Here is a 19750-nt window from a genome sequence, read left to right as displayed (position 1 = left end):
TCAGTATGGCCCGTCTGTTTCCCTTTCGCTCCGAGACGGCCGCCGAAGAGGGCCAACCCCGCGTCGTCGATCTCGAGGGGGAGGACGCCGATGCGGTCTTCAGCGCGCTCTCCTCGACGACGGCCCGGCGGATCTACGCGCGTCTCGACGAGGAACCCGGCACACCGAGCGACATCGCCGACGCGATCGACTCCTCGATCCAGAACGTTCGCTACCACCTCGAGAACCTCGAGGGCGCGGGGCTCGTCGAGGTGGTCGACACCTGGTACTCCTCGCGCGGTAACGAAATGAGCGTCTACACGACGACGGACGGTGCGCTGATCGTGACGAGCGACGAGTCGCGGGCGACGCAGTTGCGGGAAGCGCTCTCCCGATTCATCGGCGGTATCGGCGCGCTGGCTGGCGGGAGTCTGCTGGTTCAGTACGCACTCACGCGCTGGCTCGCGCCGACCGGGGCCGGAACGGACGACAGCGGGGCACAGCCGGCGGGATCGGGCGGGACTGACGGCGACGGTGGATCGCAGTCGACAAACGAAGCGGAGACGACCGACGCTGAGGTGGGAACCGGCTCGAGCGACGGCGACGTCGGGATTTCTACCGTCAACGGAACCGAGCAGCCCAGCAGCGGCGATGCGGGAGCGTCCGATTCGGCACTCGATGCCGGTAACGAGACGGCCCAGAACGCGTCCGACGGCGGTATGGAAGCGACGGAGGCAGTGCTGGGTACCGTCCCGCCCGGATTACTCTTCTTCCTCGGCGGACTCGTCGTCCTGCTTGCAGTTCTGCTCTACTGGTACTGGTATCGGCCGACGTACTGAGCGGAGCGATTCGAACTATGTTTCTGCTCACAACGAGGAAATATGGATCGCTCCAGACCAATCAACCGGCGCGGTGGCGCGCGCTGGACCGCGGTGAGCGGACAGCGAACCGCGGGCTGTATATGCGCGAGGGATGAGCGAATCGGCTGGGGAGGGCGTGGCGGTTCCCTGTTGCCACGATAGCAGGACACTTCGTCTCACTCGTTCTCCCCAGTGCCCACTGCTCCATTCCCATCTCTATCGAGTGGTCCAACTCGAGCCGTCTCCGCTGAGAGATACCGACCGTTCGATCGAGTCCGCCCAACGTCTGTGGAGGTCAACAGCTATTTGCCCCCCACGACCGAAATTGCATATAAATCGGTCTCTGTACGCGATACCCGCGTCACCGCCCCTCCCGGGGACAGATCTCCAATGGAAGACACCTCGAAATATCTCATTCACGCGGACGTGACGACTGACGGAGTCGTCGAGCGAAGCGACGTCGTCGGTGCGATCTTCGGGCAAACCGAAGGCCTGCTCGGCGACGAGCTCGACCTCCGTGACCTCCGCCAGTCGAGCAAAGTCGGTCGTATCGACGTCGAAATCTCGAGCACCGGCGGCCAGTCCCACGGGCAGGTAACGATCGCCACCAGCCTCGACAAGGTCGAAACCGCCACCCTCGCCGCCTCCCTCGAGACGATCACCCGAGTCGGCCCCTGTCGAGCCGACCTCGAGGTGCGCGAGATCGAGGACGTCCGTGCGGCGAAGCGAAAGGACGTCGTCGATCGCGCGAAGGAACTGCTGCGGACGGGGTTCGACGATACGATCATGTCCTCCGAAGAGATCCTCGCGGAGGTGCGCCAGCACGTCCGCGTCGAGGACATCACCGAGTACGAGGGGCTCCCCGCCGGGCCCCGGGTCACGGACAGCGACGCCATCATCGTCGTCGAGGGCCGCTCCGACGTGCTCACCATGCTCAAGTACGGCATCAAAAACGCCATCGCGGTCGAGGGGACGAGCGTTCCCGACGCGGTGGCCGAACTCACCCGTCACCGCACCGTCACGGCTTTCCTCGACGGCGACCGCGGCGGCGACCTCATCCTCGAGGAACTCGCGCAGGTCGGCGACGTCGATTACGTCGCCTTCGCGCCCGCCGACAGCTCCGTCGAGGACCTGGACCACCACGAACTGTTCGCCGCCCTCCGGAACAAGATCCCCTACGAAACCGTCTCGGAACTGAACGAACCCCGGGAGGCGGTCGCCGCGACCGACGGTAGTACGACGCCGGCACCGCCGCCGTCGGAACTGCCGACTGCGTCATCGACGGACGAGGCGGATTCCGACCGCGACCGCTCCATCGAGTCGGCCGCGCAGACGGAGTCGGCCACCGACTCGCACGAGGGCGTCGAGACTCCGACGACGGCCGACGCCGAACGAGCGACGACGAGTCGACCGCAACAGGACGTATCCGGAACGGCGGCCGAAACCGATTCGGAACCGACACGACGCGACGACGCCGCCGACACCGCCGACTCCACGACTGACGCCGAACGCGGCCCCGAGACGGTCTACGGGCACGCAACCGCGGTCGTTCGGGCGGACACCGGTCGAGTTCGATTTCTCGACGCCGACGCCGACCCGATCGACGACGCCGATGCGAGTGAGGCGTACGAGGCGCTCGAGGGCCTCGAGACCGTGCCCACGACGGTCGTCCTCGACGCGATCCTCGACCAGCGACTCCTCGATCTGGCTGCCGACCGCGGCGTCGACCGGATCATCGCGCGCTCGCTCGGACAGTTTACGAAGCGGCCGACGAGCGTTCGGATCCACTCGATCGACGAGGTCGCCGAGCAGCCCCCGGAGACGGAGACGAACTGATTTTCGGCGGCTGGGTGGTTGCGATGCCAGAACAGCCGAGCGATCGGTAGGTTGCCTGCTCCGATATCAGCCGAAGACGGCAAACGAGAGCACCAGCAGGGCGCTGACGAGTGCGCCGGACAGCGTCGCGAGGAAGTTCACGCCCTGATTGCCCAGCACCGATCCCTCGAGGGTCGCGCCGAGCAGGCTATCGACGGTCATGCCGGCGATACCCGCGGCGACGATGATCGCCGCGCCGAGGAGTTCGACTTCGGGGAAGAACCCGTACGCGATCGCGGCGACGACCGCCGCGCCGACGACGCCAGCGAGTTCTCCCTGCCAGGTGACGCCGCCGTCCGTCCCGGGATCGACCGGCTCGAGGGTGGTGATCAGCCGCGGCCGTTCGAAGACGCTGCCGATCTCGCTCGAGAGGGTGTCGCTCATCGCGGTCGCGATCGAACCGGCGAAGGCGAAGAGGAACAGTTCGGGTTCTCGAGGGAGGAGGCCGGCGTCACTGGCCGCGTAGCCGAGCACCGCGACGACGCCAATGGCAGCGTTGCCGAGGACGTTCCCGCTCCCCCGGGCCCCGTTGTTGTCCTCGGCGACGCCGAGTTCCGTCTTCCGTTCGTAGCGGAACTTCGTCGAGAGGCCGCCAATGGCGAAAAAGGAGATGAGGACGGCGAACCAGCCGTAGCCGCCGAGCACAATCGTCAACAGCCCAAGCAAGATCCCGGTGAGCATTCCCGCGATGGAGGCGGTGTCGAGGGCGTACGAAGCATATCCGAAGGCGACCGTGATGGCGAGAGCGATGGCGACCTCACCGACGGCGATATTCGGCTCGAGTTCCGCGAGCAGCCAGAGCAGGAGGCCGACCGAGAGCGCGATGATCGGATCGTCGGAGGGCAACAGGATGTCGCGAAGGAGCGCGGCGAGAAACGCACCGCTGGCTGCCAGGAAGACAACTAGCGGCAATGCGGGTGCGACGGCATCACCGATAAGCGAATGGGTGAGCACCTGCCCGGCGACGGCAGCGGTGCTCGCCGCGAGACAGAAGCTCCCGACGCGGACGACAGCAGTATCCGTTTGCAGTCTGACCAGTTGCTCGCCGAGGTTGCCGTAGCCGACCAGCAGGATGGTGCCGACGAAGACGGCGACCGGCATCGACGTCGCGGTCGCCATGAGTCCGAGCGCGACCGCTGCGAGAGCGAACGTGATGAGGCCGTAGAGCCGTGAATCCTCGTAATCGCCCGGGTAGGCGAGCAGGTCGAAGAGCGGTCCGTCGGTGATGACGTAGGCACCCAGGAGGACGACACCGGCGACGACGGCCGCCACTCGCGGGTTGATGAGCGGAACGGACAGCGAGAGCGTACAGAGGACCGCAAACACGCCGGCTCGCCGAACGGGTGCTGTCACGATATCGATCCCTTTCTGTGGCGATTACTTCAAGGTTCGTGAACCCGGTTCGAGTCGGTTCTCACCGCGTTTAGCGGCGTATTCAGACCATGCGTATCGGTGCTCGGCGGCTGACGAAACCCGTAACTCGTATCACAGTTGCCGGGAAACTCACGCGTGTGGGATTGTACGAACGGTATCTCGCCCTCCGAATTAGCCGTCACGACGGCGACCCGCCCGACCACGTCGCGCTCGTGATCACCGAACGAGACCTGCTCGAACGCGGTGCCTACGAGACGCTGACGGACTTCTTCGAATGGGCCGTCGAGTACGCCTCGCAGGTGACCGTCTACGTGAGCGTCCTCGATGCAGCGGCGGTGCCGGCCTTACAGCGCGAACTCGAGACGATCGATGCGCCGCGGTCGATCGCCGTTCGCGGTCCTGACGACAGGGCGCGTGCGGACGCGCCGATCCGGATCGGGATCGGCCTGGGCGGGAAACACGAGTTCACGAGCGCGGTGCGAACCCTCGCCGAACGGGTCGAGTCGGGTGACCTCGATCCCGACGAGATCGGCGACGAACACGTCGAGGATCACCTCGTGTTCCCGTCGGAGCCGGATCTGGTGATCAAGACCGGCGCGGAGCGGCTCTCGGATTTCATGATCTGGCAGTCGGTCTACTCCGAGCTGTACTTCACTGACATTAACTGGCGGGACTTCCGCAAACGTGACTTTCTCCGGGCAGTCCGCGAGTACTGCAATCGATCGCGACGATACGGTCGCTAGTCGGCGGAATCACACTGCTGTGATCTCGGTTTGCTCGCTGGATCAACCGTTCCGGCGAGTTCCGCAACCCGATCGTCGACGGCGACGACGGGTCGCTCCAGATGGACCGTGTCCGTCTTGTGGTCGTACTCGAGGACGTCGCGAGCCTCGAGTTTCGGCAGGACGACGTGCATTAGCGAGACGCGGACGGTGCGTTCGTCGGCGTCGTCCCGACCGGTGACGGCATCGGTCAGCCTGTCGACCGGGAGCGGTGGTTCACACGTCGAGAGAACGTGGAGCGTGAGACGGGTCCGCGGGTTCGAGAGGAGTGTATACGCCTCGTCGAGCGGGACGTTCGTAAGCCGAACGAACCGCTCGACGTCGACGACGGGCGCACTGTTTGGAGCGGACATCGCAAATTATGTTGCTTTATTGATTTATAAATGTCTTATGGTCAGGTGACTTATCATTTCATGTGAGCCGATGGCAGCGGCTCGGACGACGGCTGTATGGTCGATGTGTGATCGGACGTCCAGTGGCGAACGGTGGCGACGATAGTGGCGGTACCGTGGGATCAGTCCGCAATCCGGCTGTTCGAATCGTTGGACTCGAGGTCGCCGGCGTCGGGTCGTTCACTCGACGGGAGCGAGTCGCGGAACCGGTCGACGATCGAACGGGCCTCGGCGAGTTCCGGTTCGCTGACGGCACCGATCAGGGCCAGCGCGCGCCGAGCGCGGGTCCGCCGCCACGATTCCTCGCGGTGTTCGTACGTTCGGATCCCCCGGAGGAAGTCGGTCTTGGAGAACTCCGGCCAGTAGGGCGTACAGAAGAAGACGGCCGCCTCGTTGCCGTTGGCGTGCCAGGGGAGGAAGTTCGACGTCCGCTCGTCGCCGCCGGGCCGAATGATGAGGTCGACGTCTCGCACCGGTTGGTCGTACAGCCGGTGTTCGATATCTTCGACGTCGATCTCGTCGGGCTCAAGGTCGCCTGTATCAACGTCCGCTGTGACCCCGCGGGCGGCCTCGAGCAGCCGGGATCGACCGCCGTACGCGAGTGCGATGTTGAGTACGAATCGGTCGTAGTCGTAGGTGCGCCCCTCGGCGTACTCGACGGCGTTTTGAACGCGCTCGGGAAGCATCTCCGTTTCGCCGATCGCGCGGATACTGACCCCGTTTTCGTGGACGCGGTCGGCGTCCGCGAACTCGTGGAGCTTCTTGCAGAGGAGGTCGAACAGCGCCTCGTTTTCCTCCGCCGGTCGCTCGAAGTTCTCCGTCGAGAACGTGTACAGCGTCAGCTCCTCGACGCCGATATCCTGACACCACTCGAGGACGCGTTCGGTCGTCTCGGCACCGGCACGGTGACCGTCGTGGGCGTTGCCGCCCCGGCGGCGAGCGTACCGTCGGTTACCGTCTTGAATCACTGCGACGTGTGTCGGCGCGCCGGAAATCTCCTTGGAGAGCAGCCGCTCGTAGGTCGCATCGACACGCTGGCGGAGCCACCGCTTCATTACACGGGGAAAAGTCACCGACACCTATGATTCTTGCGTGTCATACTCTGCGAGTGAGACGGAGCGACACTCTCATGACCGTGAATGTGAGCAGCGTTGCGCTCCGGCTGTGCGCTCACACGTGCCAGCGGAATCGTGACGGCTATCAGGCCGGCCCCGTACGATTCTGATAATGACGAACACGAACTCCGACGCGCTCGACCAGGACCTCTACCAGCGAACCAGGGCGCTGCTCGAGCCCGGCGACATCGCCCTCAACGGGGCGATCGTCCACACCGACTACGACGGCAGCGAGGACGTCCAGATGATGCAGGCGACGATCGACGTCGGCGATATTATCGCCGAACAGTCGGGGTACGACCCACAGAACTGTTACGTCTACTCGGGCAACGACGACACCGACTTCTCCTCGAACCAGCACCAGGGGCTCACTCTCGAGGACGAAGAGTTCGTCTGGGAGTGCCAGCAACTGCTGCGCGAGGGGAGTTTCGACATCGTCATCTACTACGAGGCGAGCGCGGACCACGAGGCGATCCTCGAAGGAATTCGAGCGCTCGGCTTCGACGTGACGGGCGTCGAAGGGGAGTAACCGATTCCGTCAGTCGCTTGATCGGACGGCGTACCGACGAGACGAACTACCGTTCCAGTTCGCTTATACACCGCCAGTCCCGAGAACCTCGTATGACTACGGACGTCGACCTCACGGAGCGCGAGCGGGCGATCGTCAACGCCTTCCAGGGCGGTTTTCCCGTCGTGGAACGGCCGTTCGAGCCCGCCGCAGCCGCCATGCGAGAGCGCGGGGTCGACATCGACGCGGCGGAATTACTCGAGACGATTCGGGACCTAGACGAGCGCGGCGTCCTCTCGCGATTCGGTGCGCTCGTCAACGCCCAGGAGATCGGCGGCGCGGCGACGCTGGTCGCCATGCACGCCCCCGCGGATCGGTTCGACGAGATCGTCGAGCGGGTCAACGACCACCGCGAGGTGGCCCACAACTACGAGCGCGAGCACCCGCACCTGAACGTCTGGTTCGTGGTGAGCGTCGCCGACGAGGACCGCGTAGCGGACGTACTCGCCGAAATCGAAGCGGAGACGGGCCAAGAGACGTACAACCTCCCGAAACAACAGGAGTTCCGCGTCGAGGCCAAGTTCTACGTCGACGGGCCGTTCGGCGGCGATGGAGACACGGAAGCAGCCGGCATCGACTGTTCGGATCTCGGCCTGGATATCACGCCGACCGACGAGTCCACGCTCACACCGGCCGAACGGGACCTCGTCCTCGAGATACAGGACGGCTTTCCGCTCACCGAGACGCCGTACGCGGACGTGGCCGATGCGATCGGACAGGACGTCGAATGGGTGCTCGAGACGGTCAAACGGTTCGAGCTCGAAGGAAAGATTCGGCGGATCGGCGTCGTGCCGAATCACTACGCCTTGGGCTACACGGAAAACGGAATGACGGTCTGGAACGTGCCGGACGAGGTCGTCCCCGAAGTCGGGCCCGAGATCGCCGCGCTGCCCTTCGTCACCCACTGTTATCAGCGGCCGCGTCACGAGGGAGTCTGGCCGTACAACTTCTTCGCGATGACACACGGTCGCAGCGAGGCCGAGAGCCAGCGCCGCATCGAACAGGTCCGCGAGACGATGAGCGAGTACTGGGACGTCTCCGACGACGACTGGGACTCCCTGTTTTCGACGCAAATATTGAAGAAGACCGGTATTCGGATGGCGGAGCGTGCCGATGCGAACACCAGAGAGCGATAACGCCGGACGTTCGGTACCCAACGAGACCAATGATTCCACTGCTGCACGATTTCACGGACGCGACGGTACTCGTCTTCGGCGGCGGCCCCGTCGGTGCTCGAAAGGCCCGGCGGTTCGCCCGCGAGGCGCGGGTGATCGTCGTCAGCCCCGATTACACCGACCGGGAGTTCGGCGGGGCCGAACTGGTTCGGGCCGCGCCCGCCCCCGAGGATATCGCGGGGTGGCTCGAGCGAGCCACGCCCGCGCTGGTCGTCGCCGCGACGGACGACGAGGGAATCAACGAGGCAGTGGCCGACGCGGCTCGCGAGCGTGGCTGTCTCGTCAACCGGGCGGATCGGTCGGGCGAACGCGAGCCCGGTAGCGTCGTCGTTCCCGCGACCGTCCGCGAGGAGCCGGTGACCGTCGCGATCGCGACCGGCGGGACGGCGCCCGCGCTGAGCAAGTACCTCCGGCAGGAACTCGAGGGGACGCTCTCCGGGGCCGGCGACATGGCGCGGGTCTGTGCGGGGCTGCGCGAGGAACTCAAGAGACGCGACGTTTCCCCGGACCGGCGGCGAGAGATCGTGACGGCTGTCGTCAATTCTCCGTCCGTTTGGACAGCTTTACGTACGGGCACTTCCAACTGTCCGCAAGTGATCGAGGACGTGCTCGGCGAGGAACTGTCCGCTGGGGGTGAGCAGCCGTGATGTCGACTGGCGTCGTCACTGCGGCGCGAGTTACACACAAAAGCGGCAGCGTCGATCAGCTGGCCGTCGCGAGCCCCGAGAGCCAGGAGGCCGCCGTAACGGAGCTGCTGACCGTCCCCGACATCGAAGAGGCGTACGTCCTCTCGACGTGCAACAGGGTCGAAGCGTACGTCGTCGGGCCGGACCACGCCGTCGGTCGAGCCGCCCTCACGGAGTTTTTCGCCGCGATCGACGACGAGGCCGTCGTCACGACCGACCACGACGAGAGCCTGCGCCACCTGCTTCGGGTCGCCGCCGGCCTCGAGTCGGTGATCCTCGGCGAGGACCAGATAATCGGCCAGGTGCGGACCGCCTACGAGGACGCCCGCGACGCCGGCGGCATCGGCTCGATGCTCGAGGCCGCCGTCACGAAGGCCATCCACGTCGGTGAGCGCGCCCGCACCGAGACGGCGATCAACGAGGGCGTCGTCTCGCTGGGCTCGGCCGCGACGCGACGGGCCGCCCGTGAAATTACGCTCGAGGGTGCGACCTCGCTGGTCGTCGGGGCCGGCGAGATGGGACGACTCGCCGCGCGCAGTCTCGCTGCCGCCGGCGTCGACGAACTCGTCGTCGCCAACCGGACCGTCGCCCACGCCGACCACCTCGTCGACGATCTCGACGATGAAACCGACGCCAGCGCCGCGCCGCTCGAGGCGCTCGATACCGTCGCGACTCGCGCCGACGTCGTCGTTACGGCGACCGGGAGCGAGGAACCGATACTCGAGCCCCGGCATTTCGAGGGGAAGACGGACGAGCAGGTAATCGTCGATCTCGGCCAGCCCCGGGACGTCGCACCCGCGACCGACGCGTTGCCCGCGGTGCAGGTCTTCGATCTGGATGATCTCGAGTCGATCACCGCGGAGACTCGTGACCAGCGAGCCGACGCGGCCCGCGAGGTCGAGGCGATGATCGACCGCGAGTTCGACCTGCTCACGCAGCAGTACAAGCGCGCCCGCGCCGACGAAGCCATCGCGGCGATGTACGAGTCCGCCGAGCGGATCAAAGAACGCGAGGTCGAGACGGCCCTCTCGCGACTCGAGGACGAGGTATCCGACGAGCAACGCGAGGTCGTCGAGGCGATGGCCGACTCGCTGGTCAACCAGTTGCTCGCACCGCCGACCAAGAGCCTGCGGGAGGCGGCGGCAGAAGACGACTGGAGCACCATCCACACCGCGCTTCAGCTGTTCGATCCGGAGTTCGGCGCGAACGACGGGCCGATCGCACCGCCCTCGATGGCCGCCGTCGGTACCGGCGATACGACCAGCGATACGACGACCGGCGACGCGAGTCTCGGTGCGACCGACGACGACTAATCGGCTGCGTGACTGCGCTCGCGACGGCTCCGCCGCTCGAGTCTCTGTTTCGGTTCGAAGGACGCTCCACCAGATAGCGACGCGTCGCTCGATAGATAGCGGGTGCAGAACCCCTCCCTCGTTCGTCTCTCGATCGAGCCGTAGCCGTGTTACCGATTCGCCGCGCCGTACTCGACGTGGACCGTCGGGACGCTCGGGGAGTCGGGCGCTTCGTTGCCGTTCCAGTCGATGAGTCGAACGTTCGCCATCTCACCCGAGAAACGGAACCGCTGGACACCGACGTCGATTGCCCCCTCCGCGACGCTCCCCGAGAGGACGGTTCCCTCGGCCATCGGATCGTCCGCCAGCATCTCGAGGTCGCCGTCGACGGCGATCTCGTAGTTCGAGGGGACGCCTCGACCGACGATCGTTACGAGATTCGGCAGTTGAGCGTCGTTCGCGGCTGAGTCAGTTCGATTTCGTATCGGCGTGTCGCGTGCCATGCACGATAACCCGAGTATCCCGGCATAAGCTTTCCTGTCGATATAATGGTAAGATTGCGTGAATGCTGACGTATTGTTCGCCGGAGATTGTGCAAAGGGGACGATCGGTGTCAGGTGCACGGCCAACGTTTACGGGAAACGGTGTGGTCGGCGTGCATAGAATGCTCGAACTCTACCAGGCGGAAGGCTGTCCGCACAGCGCTGACGTCCGCGAGAAACTGACGGATCTCGGCGTCTCATACGTGGTTCACAATCCGCGCCGACCCGGCGGCGACGGCGAGATACTCAACGAGTGGACCCACCAGGCGATGATCGATCTGGGCGGCGAGGACGCGATTCCGTTCCTCGTCGACACCGACCGTGAGGAATCGCTCTACGAGAGCGACGAAATCGTCGACTATCTCGAGAAATACTACGGATAGCGACGGTGAAACGCCGGCTACCCGGCGCTCAGTCGCTCGAGGGAACGAGATCCCGAACGAATAGCTCGCCGGCCAGGTTGGGCGTCGCTGGGCGGACGATCGATTCGCTCGAGTCGATCGTGTGTCCCGTCTCGACGTAATGATTGATCGCCGCCTGCGAACGAGCGTGTTGTGACGGTTCAGTGGCGGCATTCAGATGCCAGTCGCAGTCGAGGCAGTACTTCATCGTGACTCCGTCTTCGACTGGACTACTGAATTTTTTGTGGTCTGCCTGTCTCCCTCACGCTCGGTCTCGAGGGAGACCTGCCCGTCGCTGTCGACGTGTATCCTGTGCCCTCGATAGGTGAACGAAACGGTGCCGGAGGTCCGGTTTCCGGATTTGGTCGGCTCGAAGAGCGCGTCCAACGCGGTTGGATCGATCACGTCGTGGAGCGGCGGCGAGAGCTCGAGCGGGTCGACCCCGTCTCGGGCTGCGACTGCTTCCACGACGCCGATCGAGACTGGGGCCGTTTCATCGACGGATGATCGGTCCGATGACTGGGAATCCATTATCCGAGTAAGGTCGCTCAGATGTATAAGTACAATGGTATATCTCGTTGCCGCTATCCAACAGGAAAGATTCATTCTGGCTACGCCCCACACAATATCGGTTCGTTCTTTCGACGGGCCACCGGAAGGAGCGCTCGGCGACGGTCACTCTGCTGCGGAGTCGTCTACCACTTCGGACCCGAAGTGATCGAACGGGCGGCTGTACTCCGTTCTGAGTATCTCCGATCCATTGATTTCGAGGCCGAGAGCGTCCAAATCCTCCGTAACGGCTTCGATATCTTCGGCCTTCATTCCGATGGCTTCGACGTGCAGGTTCTTCGAGCCGGTCAACAACTCCCGAGTGTTGACCACGTTCGATACCTCGATCACCTCCTTGCAGAGCGTCTTGCGCTCGGCGATCGGTGCCGTACAGACGAACAGAATGTGATGGGGTACACCCGCCGCTTCGTAGTCGATCACCGGATCGAACTTCTCGAGGACGCCATCCTCCTCCAGCCGCTGAATGCGGTTACTGACGGTGCTCGAGGAGACATCGATTCGCTCGGCGATGTCGTCGTGCGTGAAATCCGCCCGGCTCTCCGCCTGCAGGAGATAGAGGATCGCGCGATCCGTGCTGTCAATTTCCACATTCTCTCTTTACCGTCTACCAGAAAGGGCGCTCGCCTTGAAACGTCAGCCAATCGCTGATCGATGGGCGTCATCGAACGGCGAGCGGACCCGATCAGTCCAGTTCGTCGAACGAGCGGACGCGGTGATCACCGAGCACGCACTGCCCCCGCCGCTTGTGGCCGACGCGTTCGACGTGGATCGCGTCGAGCCCGGCGTTCCAGGCCGCGCCGACGTCACAGGCGCCGTCGCCCGCGAGCACGCCTCGGTGGCCGTTGTGGGCGACGCCGAGGTCGGTCATGACGCGCTCGACGGGGCCCGGGTCAGGCTTCCAGCCCGTCTCCTCAGTACAGCACAGGCGCGCGTCGAACCAGTCGCGGATCCCGACGTGTTCCAATACCGGCTCGGCGAGGAACTCCTGACAGTGCGTGACCAGGCCGACCGGTTCCTCGAGGTCGGCGACGAACGCGGCGTCCTCGTGGAGGTAGGTCTGCTCGGCCCGTACCAGCGGATCTTCCTCGTCGTGGAAGACCTTCCAGAACGCCTGCGAATCGACGCCCCACTCTTCGAGCTGGCGGTCCCGGGAGCCGGTCAGGCCGCTCCAGAGGATGTCGGCTTCCCGGTCGGTGAACGGCCGGCCCAGCCGGTCGCCGACCCGGTCGAACACCTCGCGGGTGTAGGACCACTCGACGTCGACGAGGGTCCCGTCGAGGTCCAGCAGCCAGAAGTCGTAGTCGTGTTGCTCGAGGGCCATTCGGACACAGATGTACGGGGTTCTCCAGTAAATGCCTGTCGACCGCCGCGGACCGTCACGGAACGGCCACTGACGGAGAAAGCGGCCGATCGGGAGGAAATCGGAAACGGAATCACTCCGCCGGCGGCTGCATCCGGTCGGCGTACTCGGCGACGATCGGTTCGTCGTCCGGCCGGAACTCGTCGGTCCACACCGCGTCCGGATCGATATCTCCCTCGAGCAGCGCCGTCTCCGAGAGCGTCTCCCCGAGTCGCCGCCAGCGGGCCGGATCCTGCGCGCCCCAGCCGTGATCCGTCACGTACGGCGTGAACTGCAGCCGGTTCGCGGCGGTTTCGAACTTGCGTCGCTCGATCTCCCGATTGCGCTCGAGCGTGGCGTTCCGGTCGACGAGCACGTCGATCGCGCGCTCGGGGTCGCGGGTCGCGGCGGCCCAGCCGCGGGCGGTCGCCCGCAGGAACGACCGAATCGATTCCGGATTCTCGTCCGCGAACTCGGGGCCGGTGACGAGCGTCATCCCGTAGATGTCCAGATAGTCGCCGATCGGGAGTTCGTCGGCCGTCCGATCGTGCTCCCGGCCGATCTCGATCCCGTTCGTGACGACGCCGACCGCCGCGTCGACCGTCCCGTCGATTACCTTGTGCTGGACGCGGTGGTGCGTGTGCGGGTCGACCTCGAGGAGTTCGACCTCGTCGCGGATCCCCGCGTTCTCGAGCAACTGGGCGGTGAGAATCCGCGTCTTCGTAGCAGAAGGTGCAACCGTTCGGCCCGCGAGCTGTTCGGGTTCGGAGAGCTCCTCGCCGAAGACGTCTCGCAGGGTGTAGACGGCTGCCGGCGTCTTTTGGGTCACCGCCGCGACCGCCAGCGGTTCGAAGCCCTCGCTCTGTTTCGTCAGCACGGCGCTCGCACCGGCGAGCGCGATGTCACTATCGCCGCGCGCGGCGCGTTCGGCCGCGAACGGCGAGCCGTGACCCTCGACGAACTCGACCTCGAGGCCCTCCGCCTCGTAGAACCCCGCCTCGCGGGCGAGGAAGTACGGCGACTGGAAGCCGTTGGGCTCCCAGTTGAGCTGGAACGAGACAGTGTCGGCGTCTGCCGCAGTCATGCGTCCACCTCGAGTTCCGGTCGGAACAGTCCGTCCGGGAGTTCGTCGACGCCGAGTGCGTCCGTACCGGCGACCGCATGCAGTTCGTCGAACAGCCGTTCCATGCCCGCGAGCGTCGACTCGTCCCAGTCGGGAACGACCATCTCCCGCCACTGATCGCGGACGGCCCGGATGACCGCGGGATCGCCCTCGTACATGAGTCGTGCGCCGATCTCGTCCCAGAGTTCGTCGTCGTGTTGCAGTCGCTCGACGGCATCCTGAAACGCGCCCTGAAAGCCGCGGATAGCATCGGGGTGATCGGCCAGGTACCCCTCGCTCGTCAGGAACGTCGAGACGGGGATCGGGCGGTCGCCGTCGGTGTCGGTATCGGTACCGGCGTCTGCGAGGCGGTCCACCAGTCGCGACATCGGCAGTACCTCGCGATAGGGACCGGTCTCGACGATCTCCGGAACGATCTGCCAGAACTGGAGGATCGCGTCGACCTCGCCGTCCTCGAGCAGCCGGGTGAGTTCGACCTTCGAGCCGGCTTCGACCGGCGTCGCCGTCTCGTCCGGATCGAAGTCGTGGAACTCTCGACAGGCCGCCCGGACGAGGATCCAGTTCTTGTCGAGTCGTCTGACGACGCCGATCCGGTGGCCCGACAGGTCCGCGAGTCCCTCGATCGGCGAGTCGGTCGGCGTAACCAGTCCGCCGACGGTCTGGCCGTAGGGGTGGAAGGCGACGATCGGCGCGCCGTCGGCGCGCTCGCGGGCCGTCGAGATGTAGTCGATATCGATCAGGTCGGCGTCGCCCTCCTGTAGTTTCGCCTCGACGGTCTCACGGCCCGCCTCGAGTTCGTCGGAGACGAGTTGCAGGTCGAGGTGAAAGCCGTGGTCGTGGTCGTAGCCGAACCGTTTGATCGTATAGAGCATGTACCGCGGGCTGCCGTTGTGTTCGAATCGCGCCCGCAGGACGGGACGGTCGCCGGGGTCGCCCTGGAACTCGTCGATCGCGGCCTGTTGTGAACTGATGTCGATGTCGGTCATGGGTAGGTCGTGAGTGTGGGGTGTTTCTGGGGGTTTTCGGAACCGATCACAACGGCGCGACGATGTCGTCGATCGTGGCGTCCTCGTCGATTAATCCGCGGGCCCGCATCCACTCGAGGTGGTCGTCGAGTTCCGTGCGGTCGGCGGGCTCGGGGACCTCGTATTCGGGCACGGTAATCTCCTCGCGAACGGCGTCGACGTCGACCTCGTCGAACAGGTCGGGCGCGACCGCCGCATCGGCCTCGAGCAACTCCAGATACGTCCCGCGGAAGGCGTCGGGATCGGCGTTGATGTCGTCGACCGCGCGGCCGTAGGCGCGCAGGAACGCCTCGAGCACGTCGCGGTCGATCTCGGCGCTGCCGACGATTCCCATGTGATTGTCGTACTCGAGGAGCCGTCGGAAACCGAGGTGGTCGGCGAGGGTGCTGTGCGGATCGATGAGGGTCACGGCGTCGACGCGCCCCTCGCGAAGGGCCTGTAGCCGGTCGGTCGGCATTCCGCAGCCGACGAGATCGATCTCGTCGGGCGGAACGTGCTCCTCGAGGGCCTTTTGCGCAGTGTACTCCTGTCCGGTCCGCAGGTTGACACCGACGGGAACATCCGCGAGATCTGCCGGCGTCTCGACGTCGGAGTCCGGTCGCGTAAAGACGGTGTAGGGGAGGTTCGCGAAGGTGCCGTTTGCGACGATGCGGCCGTCGTCCATCTCCCACGTCCGACGGATGCTCTCCCACTTGCAGATGGGGTAGAGGTCCACGTCGTAGTCGCCCGTTAGTGTCTCCGCCGCGGGGATATACTTGACTTCGACGTCGCGTCTGTCTCGCTCGACCAGTTCGACGGCGAGCGCTTCCTCGCGGAAGTAACCCCGTTCGGCCGCCACCCGCTGGGGCAGCATGAACGAGAACGGAAGGTGGAATAACCGGATCGATTGGTGAGACAACATGTGACAACCAACACCACTGAGGTGCTTAAAGCGTTTTCACGATACGTTTATCAGTGCCGGCGTGGGGAGTGTTGCCTGCTCACATGAAGAAACGATCGACGGACCGAGCTGCGTTCGAGGAGGTCGCCGACGGCGTCCATCTCGCAGCGCTCCCCGCCGGGGAGCGAGCGGGCATGGTCTACTGGCGAATCGAATCCGGGGCAACGCTGCCGATTCACACCCACGACAACGAGCAGATCGGGTACGTCCTCGAGGGAGAACTCACCGCAATCGTCGAGGGCGAAGAGTACGCGCTCACGGCCGGCGACGCGTACCGATTCGCGAGCAACGAACGCCACGGCGCGGAGAATCGGGATCTCGAGGATGCGTTCGGTCTCGGGGTCCTCGCGCCGCCGCGGGAGGAGCCGGAGTGGCGACGGACGCCCCCGTCCACGGAAACGGGCAGCGACTGACGTCGTCTGTGCACGGCGTCTGCACTCGACCTCTGCCCGACCTCGAGCGGATCACTGGTCCGTGTTCACCGCTCGAGGTCGGCTCACACCCGCGACCACGACTAGTCTCTTGAGGCCGCCCGTGGTACTATCACGCATGGATGCCGTCGATCACATCAACGTCGATGTCGATTCGCTCGAGCCCTGTTACGAGTTCTACCGCGATGTCCTCGACCTCGAACTGGTCAGACCGCCCGATGATTTCCAGGGCGCACACGCGATGTTCCGGGCCGGCGAGACGGTCGTGACGCTGGCCGAAACCGGCCGGGCGGAGAACTGGGACAAGCGAGGGCTCGACCACCCGCTCGACAAGGCCCACCTCGCGTTCGCGACCGATCGCGGGCCCTACGAGACACTGATAGACGACCTCGAAGGACAGTTCCCCAAGCAAGGTCCGTACGACTGGGGGGAGTTCGAGGGATTCTACTTCCTCGACCCGGACGGCAACCTCCTTGAGGTCGTTACCTATGATCCCCCTGAGGGCGAGCGAACGCGCCCGTTGCTGACGCACGATGACGTCGAGTGACGGGTGACTGTGAATACTGAGTGATCGAGACCCTCGAATCTCGAGTGACTGAGGCCCTCGAATCTCGAGTGACTGAGGCCCTCGAAGCTCGAGCACCGGACGAGACGGTCAGCTCACAGCGCAGTTACGACGAATCGGTGACCCGAACGCTCGAGCCGAGATACTTCGACAGTACCTCCGAGACGTCGTCGGCGTTGAACGCCTCGAGGTCGGCCGCGATTTCCGATTTCAGCGCCTCGAGGTACGCCTCGTCCGTCTGGAGTTCGCGGAAGTCGACGACCTCGACGGTCCGCTCGGGGACGCCAAGCCACTCCGCGGCGAATCGGCGGGCGTACTCCTGGTCGGACACCTCGCCGCGCCACAACGTATCGCGGAAGAACAGCCAGCCCTCGGTTCCCGGCTCCGGCGCCTCGCGAAAGAGCGTAACAGTCGTCTCGGCGCTCCCAGGTTCGAGGGAAACCTCCTTCTGGGCGGGCTCGAGGCGGAACCGAACGCGGAAGACGTAGTGAGCATCCATTGTGGTCAGTTGCTGCGATTTCAGGCGCCGCGTTCGGACTCGATCAGTTCGGCCATCTCGATGTCGTCTTCGGTGATGCCGCCCTCCTCGTGGGAGGTCAGCCGGATTTCGACGCCCGAGTAGCGGATGATGATCTCGGGGTGGTGAACTTGCGCTTCGGCGATTTCGCCGACCATCTGGGCGAAGTTGACGCCGCGAAGGTAGTCGTCGAACTCGTAGACCCGAACGATTTCGTCGTCCTCGCGTTCCCAGTGGTCGGGGAGCTCCGTCTCGATCTCCTCATCGGAAAGTAAGTCAGCCATGTGGTGGCGAACGGAAGCCACCCAAATAACGATTGTGCCGTGTTCCCATTCGACCGCTACCTCGCGATCCGCCCCCATCTCGGTCAGTCTCGATCGGTCGACGATCGACCGTTACTCCGGCTGCGACCCCTCGCCTGCCGGCTGGAGTTCGGCATCGACCAGCGTCTCGTAGGCCCGACGGAACCGCTCGGAGAGCGCCTGGTGCGAGATCCCCAGCTCCTCGGCTAACTCCTCCATCGACACCCCGCGCGGGATCTCGAAGTAGCCGTATTCGAGTGCGGCCTCGAGGGCCTCCTGTTGCTCGGGCGTCAACCGGGTCTCGTGGCTGTCGGCGTCGGTCACGTCGGTCACGCGCCGGAGGTCGGCGTTGATTCCGCGGCCGACCAGCCGTTCGTAGGCCTCGGTGAGCAGGTCGCGGTCGCGGTACCGAACCGTCACCTGCCACCAGCCGTCGCTCGCCCGCGCCTCGAGCAGCGAGCCGCCGTCGGTAAGCAGCTCGTTCCAGAGGATCTCGGTCCCCATCTCGTCGGCGAAGGTCACGTCGTACAGCAGCCGCGAGTCCGTCTCGACGAGGAGTTCGGCGACCTCGACCGATGGATCGGCCGCGAACGCGTCGTCGGCCGTCTCTCGATCGACGTCGGCGACCCACAGCGACGGGCGCGTCTTCGACACCGAGGACTCGAGTTCGAACGTGGCCGCCGGTGCGCGCTCGAAGGCAGTCGCCAACGCCGTTTCCGCCGCCGGCAGTCGAAGGTCGGCTATCGTCGACATCGGGCTTCGTACATCGCCGCCGCGTAAAAACTGCTGTTGTGGCACGATTGACTGTCTCACTCGGTGATATCGATCTGCGGAGGCGTGACTCGAGTCGAAACCGTTCAGTCCGATCTTTCCGCTTTTACTCCAGACTGGTAAACTGCCGTGCGGTGGCGCGCGCTGAGTCGTGGCGAACTGCGAGGCCTGAACGAAGTGAAGGCCTCGATATTGTGAGCGGTGACCGCAGGGAACCGCGAACCGATTGGTGAGCCGCGACCCGACGCTGCGCGAGGGATGAGCGAGGGAAGAATGACCGAGTGAATCGGCTGGGGAGGGCGTGGCGATTCCCTGTTGCCAGTAGAGGTAAGACGTTCGTCTTTACAGTAGTTGCTAGTACGGATTCTTTATTCGAAGTTGAGCGTGAAACTCGTGGTAAGTACAGAACAACTAATTAGCGGTTGGATGCCTCGAAATACTCCTCCTGTGAAATCGTGTATCTGTGAACGTCGGCTACGGTATCTGCCTGTGGATGCCAATTCCGCAAAAGCCCCTCGTATTGGCCGTCATACCATTCAACGTACCTTTCGATTGCTCGTCGAGACTTCTCGTTCCCGTCAACGTGGGCGGCAACAACGAGTTCGAGGCCGAGTCGGTCAAACGCGACGGAGAGGATGGCATCGGCTCGTTCACCTGAATACCCGCGCCCCCAAAATCGTTTGTCGAGGATGATACCGAGGCTGGCAGACCGTTTCTCCCAGTCGGGGTACAGGCCCGTCGTTCCAGCAATGGCACCTGCACCGTCTTCGCCTTCCTTTGGCCGTATCACGTATTTTGTTGCTTCCCCATCGTTCCACAGTTGTTCTGCTTCGTCCATGTAGTCGTACGTCTCTTTCACCGTGTCGTGGGGGTCCGAATCCCAGTACTCGAACATCTCCGCAGTTTCGTCGCCATTGCTGTAGAACTCATGGAGAACAAATACATCGACAGTGTCGTGTGAAATTCGTTCGAGATGGAGGCGTTCCGTCTCGATGCGTTCAGGAAACATAGTGTACTATTCGTAGCCGTCAGTAATCATTGTTGAGTACGCAGACGTAGTTACCGAATTGCTCGATTCACTTTCCAGCGTAACTACTCTGGAGTCCCGGAACTGGCCGGCCACACT

25 protein-coding genes are annotated in these 19750 nt (G+C 64.5%); 10 read left to right on the top strand and 15 right to left on the bottom strand.

The genetic code is table 11. The features are described from left to right. Positions 1-5: 5 nt before the first annotated feature. Both HYG81_RS26430 and dnaG read left to right on the top strand, forming a co-directional pair. On the top strand, positions 6-818 hold the full coding sequence (locus HYG81_RS26430) for an ArsR/SmtB family transcription factor (RefSeq protein WP_180842628.1): 813 nt from the start codon (positions 6-8) through the stop codon (positions 816-818). A gap of 411 nt (positions 819-1229) precedes the next feature. Further along, positions 1230-2675, top strand: a complete 1446-nt coding sequence (dnaG, locus tag HYG81_RS26425) for a DNA primase DnaG (RefSeq protein ID WP_180842627.1) — start codon at positions 1230-1232, stop codon at positions 2673-2675. 66 nt (positions 2676-2741) lie between these two features. Here dnaG and HYG81_RS26420 read toward each other — a convergent pair whose 3' ends face one another. Continuing rightward, positions 2742-4067, bottom strand: a complete 1326-nt coding sequence (locus HYG81_RS26420) for a DUF92 domain-containing protein (protein WP_180842626.1) — start codon at positions 4065-4067, stop codon at positions 2742-2744. A gap of 158 nt (positions 4068-4225) precedes the next feature. Here HYG81_RS26420 and HYG81_RS26415 point away from each other — a divergent pair, with 158 nt between their 5' ends. After that, a complete protein-coding gene (locus tag HYG81_RS26415; protein ID WP_180842625.1) occupies positions 4226-4831 on the top strand; it encodes an undecaprenyl diphosphate synthase family protein in 606 nt (201 codons plus the stop codon). Here the strand turns inward: HYG81_RS26415 and HYG81_RS26410 are convergent. Continuing rightward, the gene (locus HYG81_RS26410) at positions 4828-5223 is read right to left on the bottom strand and encodes a DUF7344 domain-containing protein (protein WP_180842624.1); all 396 of its coding nucleotides are present in this window, start codon (positions 5221-5223) and stop codon (positions 4828-4830) included. The two genes, HYG81_RS26415 and HYG81_RS26410, sit on opposite strands and share 4 nt — an antisense overlap. Positions 5224-5384: 161 nt before the next feature. Beyond that, on the bottom strand, positions 5385-6317 hold the full coding sequence (uppS, locus tag HYG81_RS26405) for a polyprenyl diphosphate synthase (RefSeq protein WP_180842623.1): 933 nt from the start codon (positions 6315-6317) through the stop codon (positions 5385-5387). 172 nt (positions 6318-6489) lie between these two features. Here uppS and HYG81_RS26400 point away from each other — a divergent pair, with 172 nt between their 5' ends. The 4 genes from HYG81_RS26400 to hemA all read left to right on the top strand — a co-directional run bounded on the left by HYG81_RS26400 (position 6490) and on the right by hemA (position 10119). Beyond that, a complete protein-coding gene (locus HYG81_RS26400; RefSeq protein ID WP_180842622.1) occupies positions 6490-6906 on the top strand; it encodes a DUF5778 family protein in 417 nt (138 codons plus the stop codon). A gap of 92 nt (positions 6907-6998) precedes the next feature. After that, complete coding sequence (gene ahbB, locus HYG81_RS26395) at positions 6999-8081, top strand: siroheme decarboxylase subunit beta (protein WP_180842621.1); 1083 nt, start codon at positions 6999-7001, stop codon at positions 8079-8081. Between the two features lie 29 nt (positions 8082-8110). After that, entirely contained in the window at positions 8111-8767 is a 657-nt protein-coding gene (locus tag HYG81_RS26390) for a precorrin-2 dehydrogenase/sirohydrochlorin ferrochelatase family protein (protein WP_180842620.1), read from the top strand. Beyond that, a complete protein-coding gene (gene hemA / locus HYG81_RS26385; RefSeq protein ID WP_180842619.1) occupies positions 8767-10119 on the top strand; it encodes a glutamyl-tRNA reductase in 1353 nt (450 codons plus the stop codon). The genes HYG81_RS26390 and hemA overlap by 1 nt, the downstream gene beginning before the upstream one ends. Before the next feature lie 149 nt (positions 10120-10268). On the opposite strand, the gene HYG81_RS26380 is transcribed toward hemA, so the two are convergent. Further along, entirely contained in the window at positions 10269-10601 is a 333-nt protein-coding gene (locus HYG81_RS26380) for a hypothetical protein (protein WP_180842618.1), read from the bottom strand. Positions 10602-10762: 161 nt separating this feature from the next. On the opposite strand from HYG81_RS26380, the gene HYG81_RS26375 reads away from it, so the two are divergent. Then, positions 10763-11023, top strand: a complete 261-nt coding sequence (locus tag HYG81_RS26375) for a glutathione S-transferase N-terminal domain-containing protein (RefSeq protein WP_180842617.1) — start codon at positions 10763-10765, stop codon at positions 11021-11023. Between the two features lie 28 nt (positions 11024-11051). Here the strand turns inward: HYG81_RS26375 and HYG81_RS26370 are convergent, their stop codons facing one another. From HYG81_RS26370 to HYG81_RS26340, 7 genes are all read right to left on the bottom strand, one after another. Then, complete coding sequence (locus HYG81_RS26370; protein ID WP_180842616.1) at positions 11052-11249, bottom strand: hypothetical protein; 198 nt, start codon at positions 11247-11249, stop codon at positions 11052-11054. Further along, positions 11246-11572, bottom strand: coding sequence for a DdfA family disk-determining factor (ddfA, locus tag HYG81_RS26365; RefSeq protein WP_180842615.1), 327 nt, complete (start codon positions 11570-11572; stop codon positions 11246-11248). Before ddfA ends, HYG81_RS26370 begins: the two co-directional genes overlap by 4 nt. A gap of 144 nt (positions 11573-11716) precedes the next feature. Next, complete coding sequence (locus tag HYG81_RS26360) at positions 11717-12199, bottom strand: Lrp/AsnC family transcriptional regulator (protein ID WP_180842614.1); 483 nt, start codon at positions 12197-12199, stop codon at positions 11717-11719. A gap of 94 nt (positions 12200-12293) precedes the next feature. Beyond that, positions 12294-12932: an HAD family hydrolase gene (locus HYG81_RS26355; protein WP_180842613.1), complete on the bottom strand. Its 639-nt coding sequence runs from the start codon at positions 12930-12932 to the stop codon at positions 12294-12296. 112 nt (positions 12933-13044) lie between these two features. Further along, positions 13045-14034: an ABC transporter substrate-binding protein gene (locus tag HYG81_RS26350; RefSeq protein WP_180842612.1), complete on the bottom strand. Its 990-nt coding sequence runs from the start codon at positions 14032-14034 to the stop codon at positions 13045-13047. Further along, complete coding sequence (locus tag HYG81_RS26345) at positions 14031-15059, bottom strand: ABC transporter substrate-binding protein (protein WP_180842611.1); 1029 nt, start codon at positions 15057-15059, stop codon at positions 14031-14033. The genes HYG81_RS26350 and HYG81_RS26345 overlap by 4 nt, the downstream gene beginning before the upstream one ends. Positions 15060-15105: 46 nt before the next feature. After that, positions 15106-15999: an ABC transporter substrate-binding protein gene (locus HYG81_RS26340; RefSeq protein WP_180842610.1), complete on the bottom strand. Its 894-nt coding sequence runs from the start codon at positions 15997-15999 to the stop codon at positions 15106-15108. A gap of 83 nt (positions 16000-16082) precedes the next feature. On the opposite strand from HYG81_RS26340, the gene HYG81_RS26335 reads away from it, so the two are divergent. Further along, on the top strand, positions 16083-16451 hold the full coding sequence (locus HYG81_RS26335) for a cupin domain-containing protein (protein ID WP_180842609.1): 369 nt from the start codon (positions 16083-16085) through the stop codon (positions 16449-16451). 136 nt (positions 16452-16587) lie between these two features. Next, positions 16588-17016, top strand: coding sequence for a VOC family protein (locus tag HYG81_RS26330; protein WP_180842608.1), 429 nt, complete (start codon positions 16588-16590; stop codon positions 17014-17016). A 124-nt stretch (positions 17017-17140) separates the two neighbouring features. Here HYG81_RS26330 and lwrS read toward each other — a convergent pair whose 3' ends face one another. From lwrS to HYG81_RS26310, 4 genes are all read right to left on the bottom strand, one after another. Continuing rightward, a complete protein-coding gene (lwrS, locus tag HYG81_RS26325; protein WP_180842607.1) occupies positions 17141-17533 on the bottom strand; it encodes an LWR-salt protein in 393 nt (130 codons plus the stop codon). A gap of 20 nt (positions 17534-17553) precedes the next feature. Next, positions 17554-17835: a 4a-hydroxytetrahydrobiopterin dehydratase gene (locus HYG81_RS26320; RefSeq protein ID WP_180842606.1), complete on the bottom strand. Its 282-nt coding sequence runs from the start codon at positions 17833-17835 to the stop codon at positions 17554-17556. 111 nt (positions 17836-17946) lie between these two features. After that, positions 17947-18606, bottom strand: coding sequence for a helix-turn-helix domain-containing protein (locus HYG81_RS26315; protein ID WP_180842605.1), 660 nt, complete (start codon positions 18604-18606; stop codon positions 17947-17949). Positions 18607-19039: 433 nt separating this feature from the next. Then, the gene (locus tag HYG81_RS26310) at positions 19040-19633 is read right to left on the bottom strand and encodes a GNAT family N-acetyltransferase (protein WP_180842604.1); all 594 of its coding nucleotides are present in this window, start codon (positions 19631-19633) and stop codon (positions 19040-19042) included. Between the last annotated feature and the right edge of the window lie 117 nt (positions 19634-19750).

It is taken from the genome of Natrinema zhouii, from assembly GCF_013456555.2.
GTDB lineage: Archaea > Halobacteriota > Halobacteria > Halobacteriales > Natrialbaceae > Natrinema > Natrinema zhouii.
This window is presented reverse-complemented; position numbering and strand designations above follow the sequence as displayed.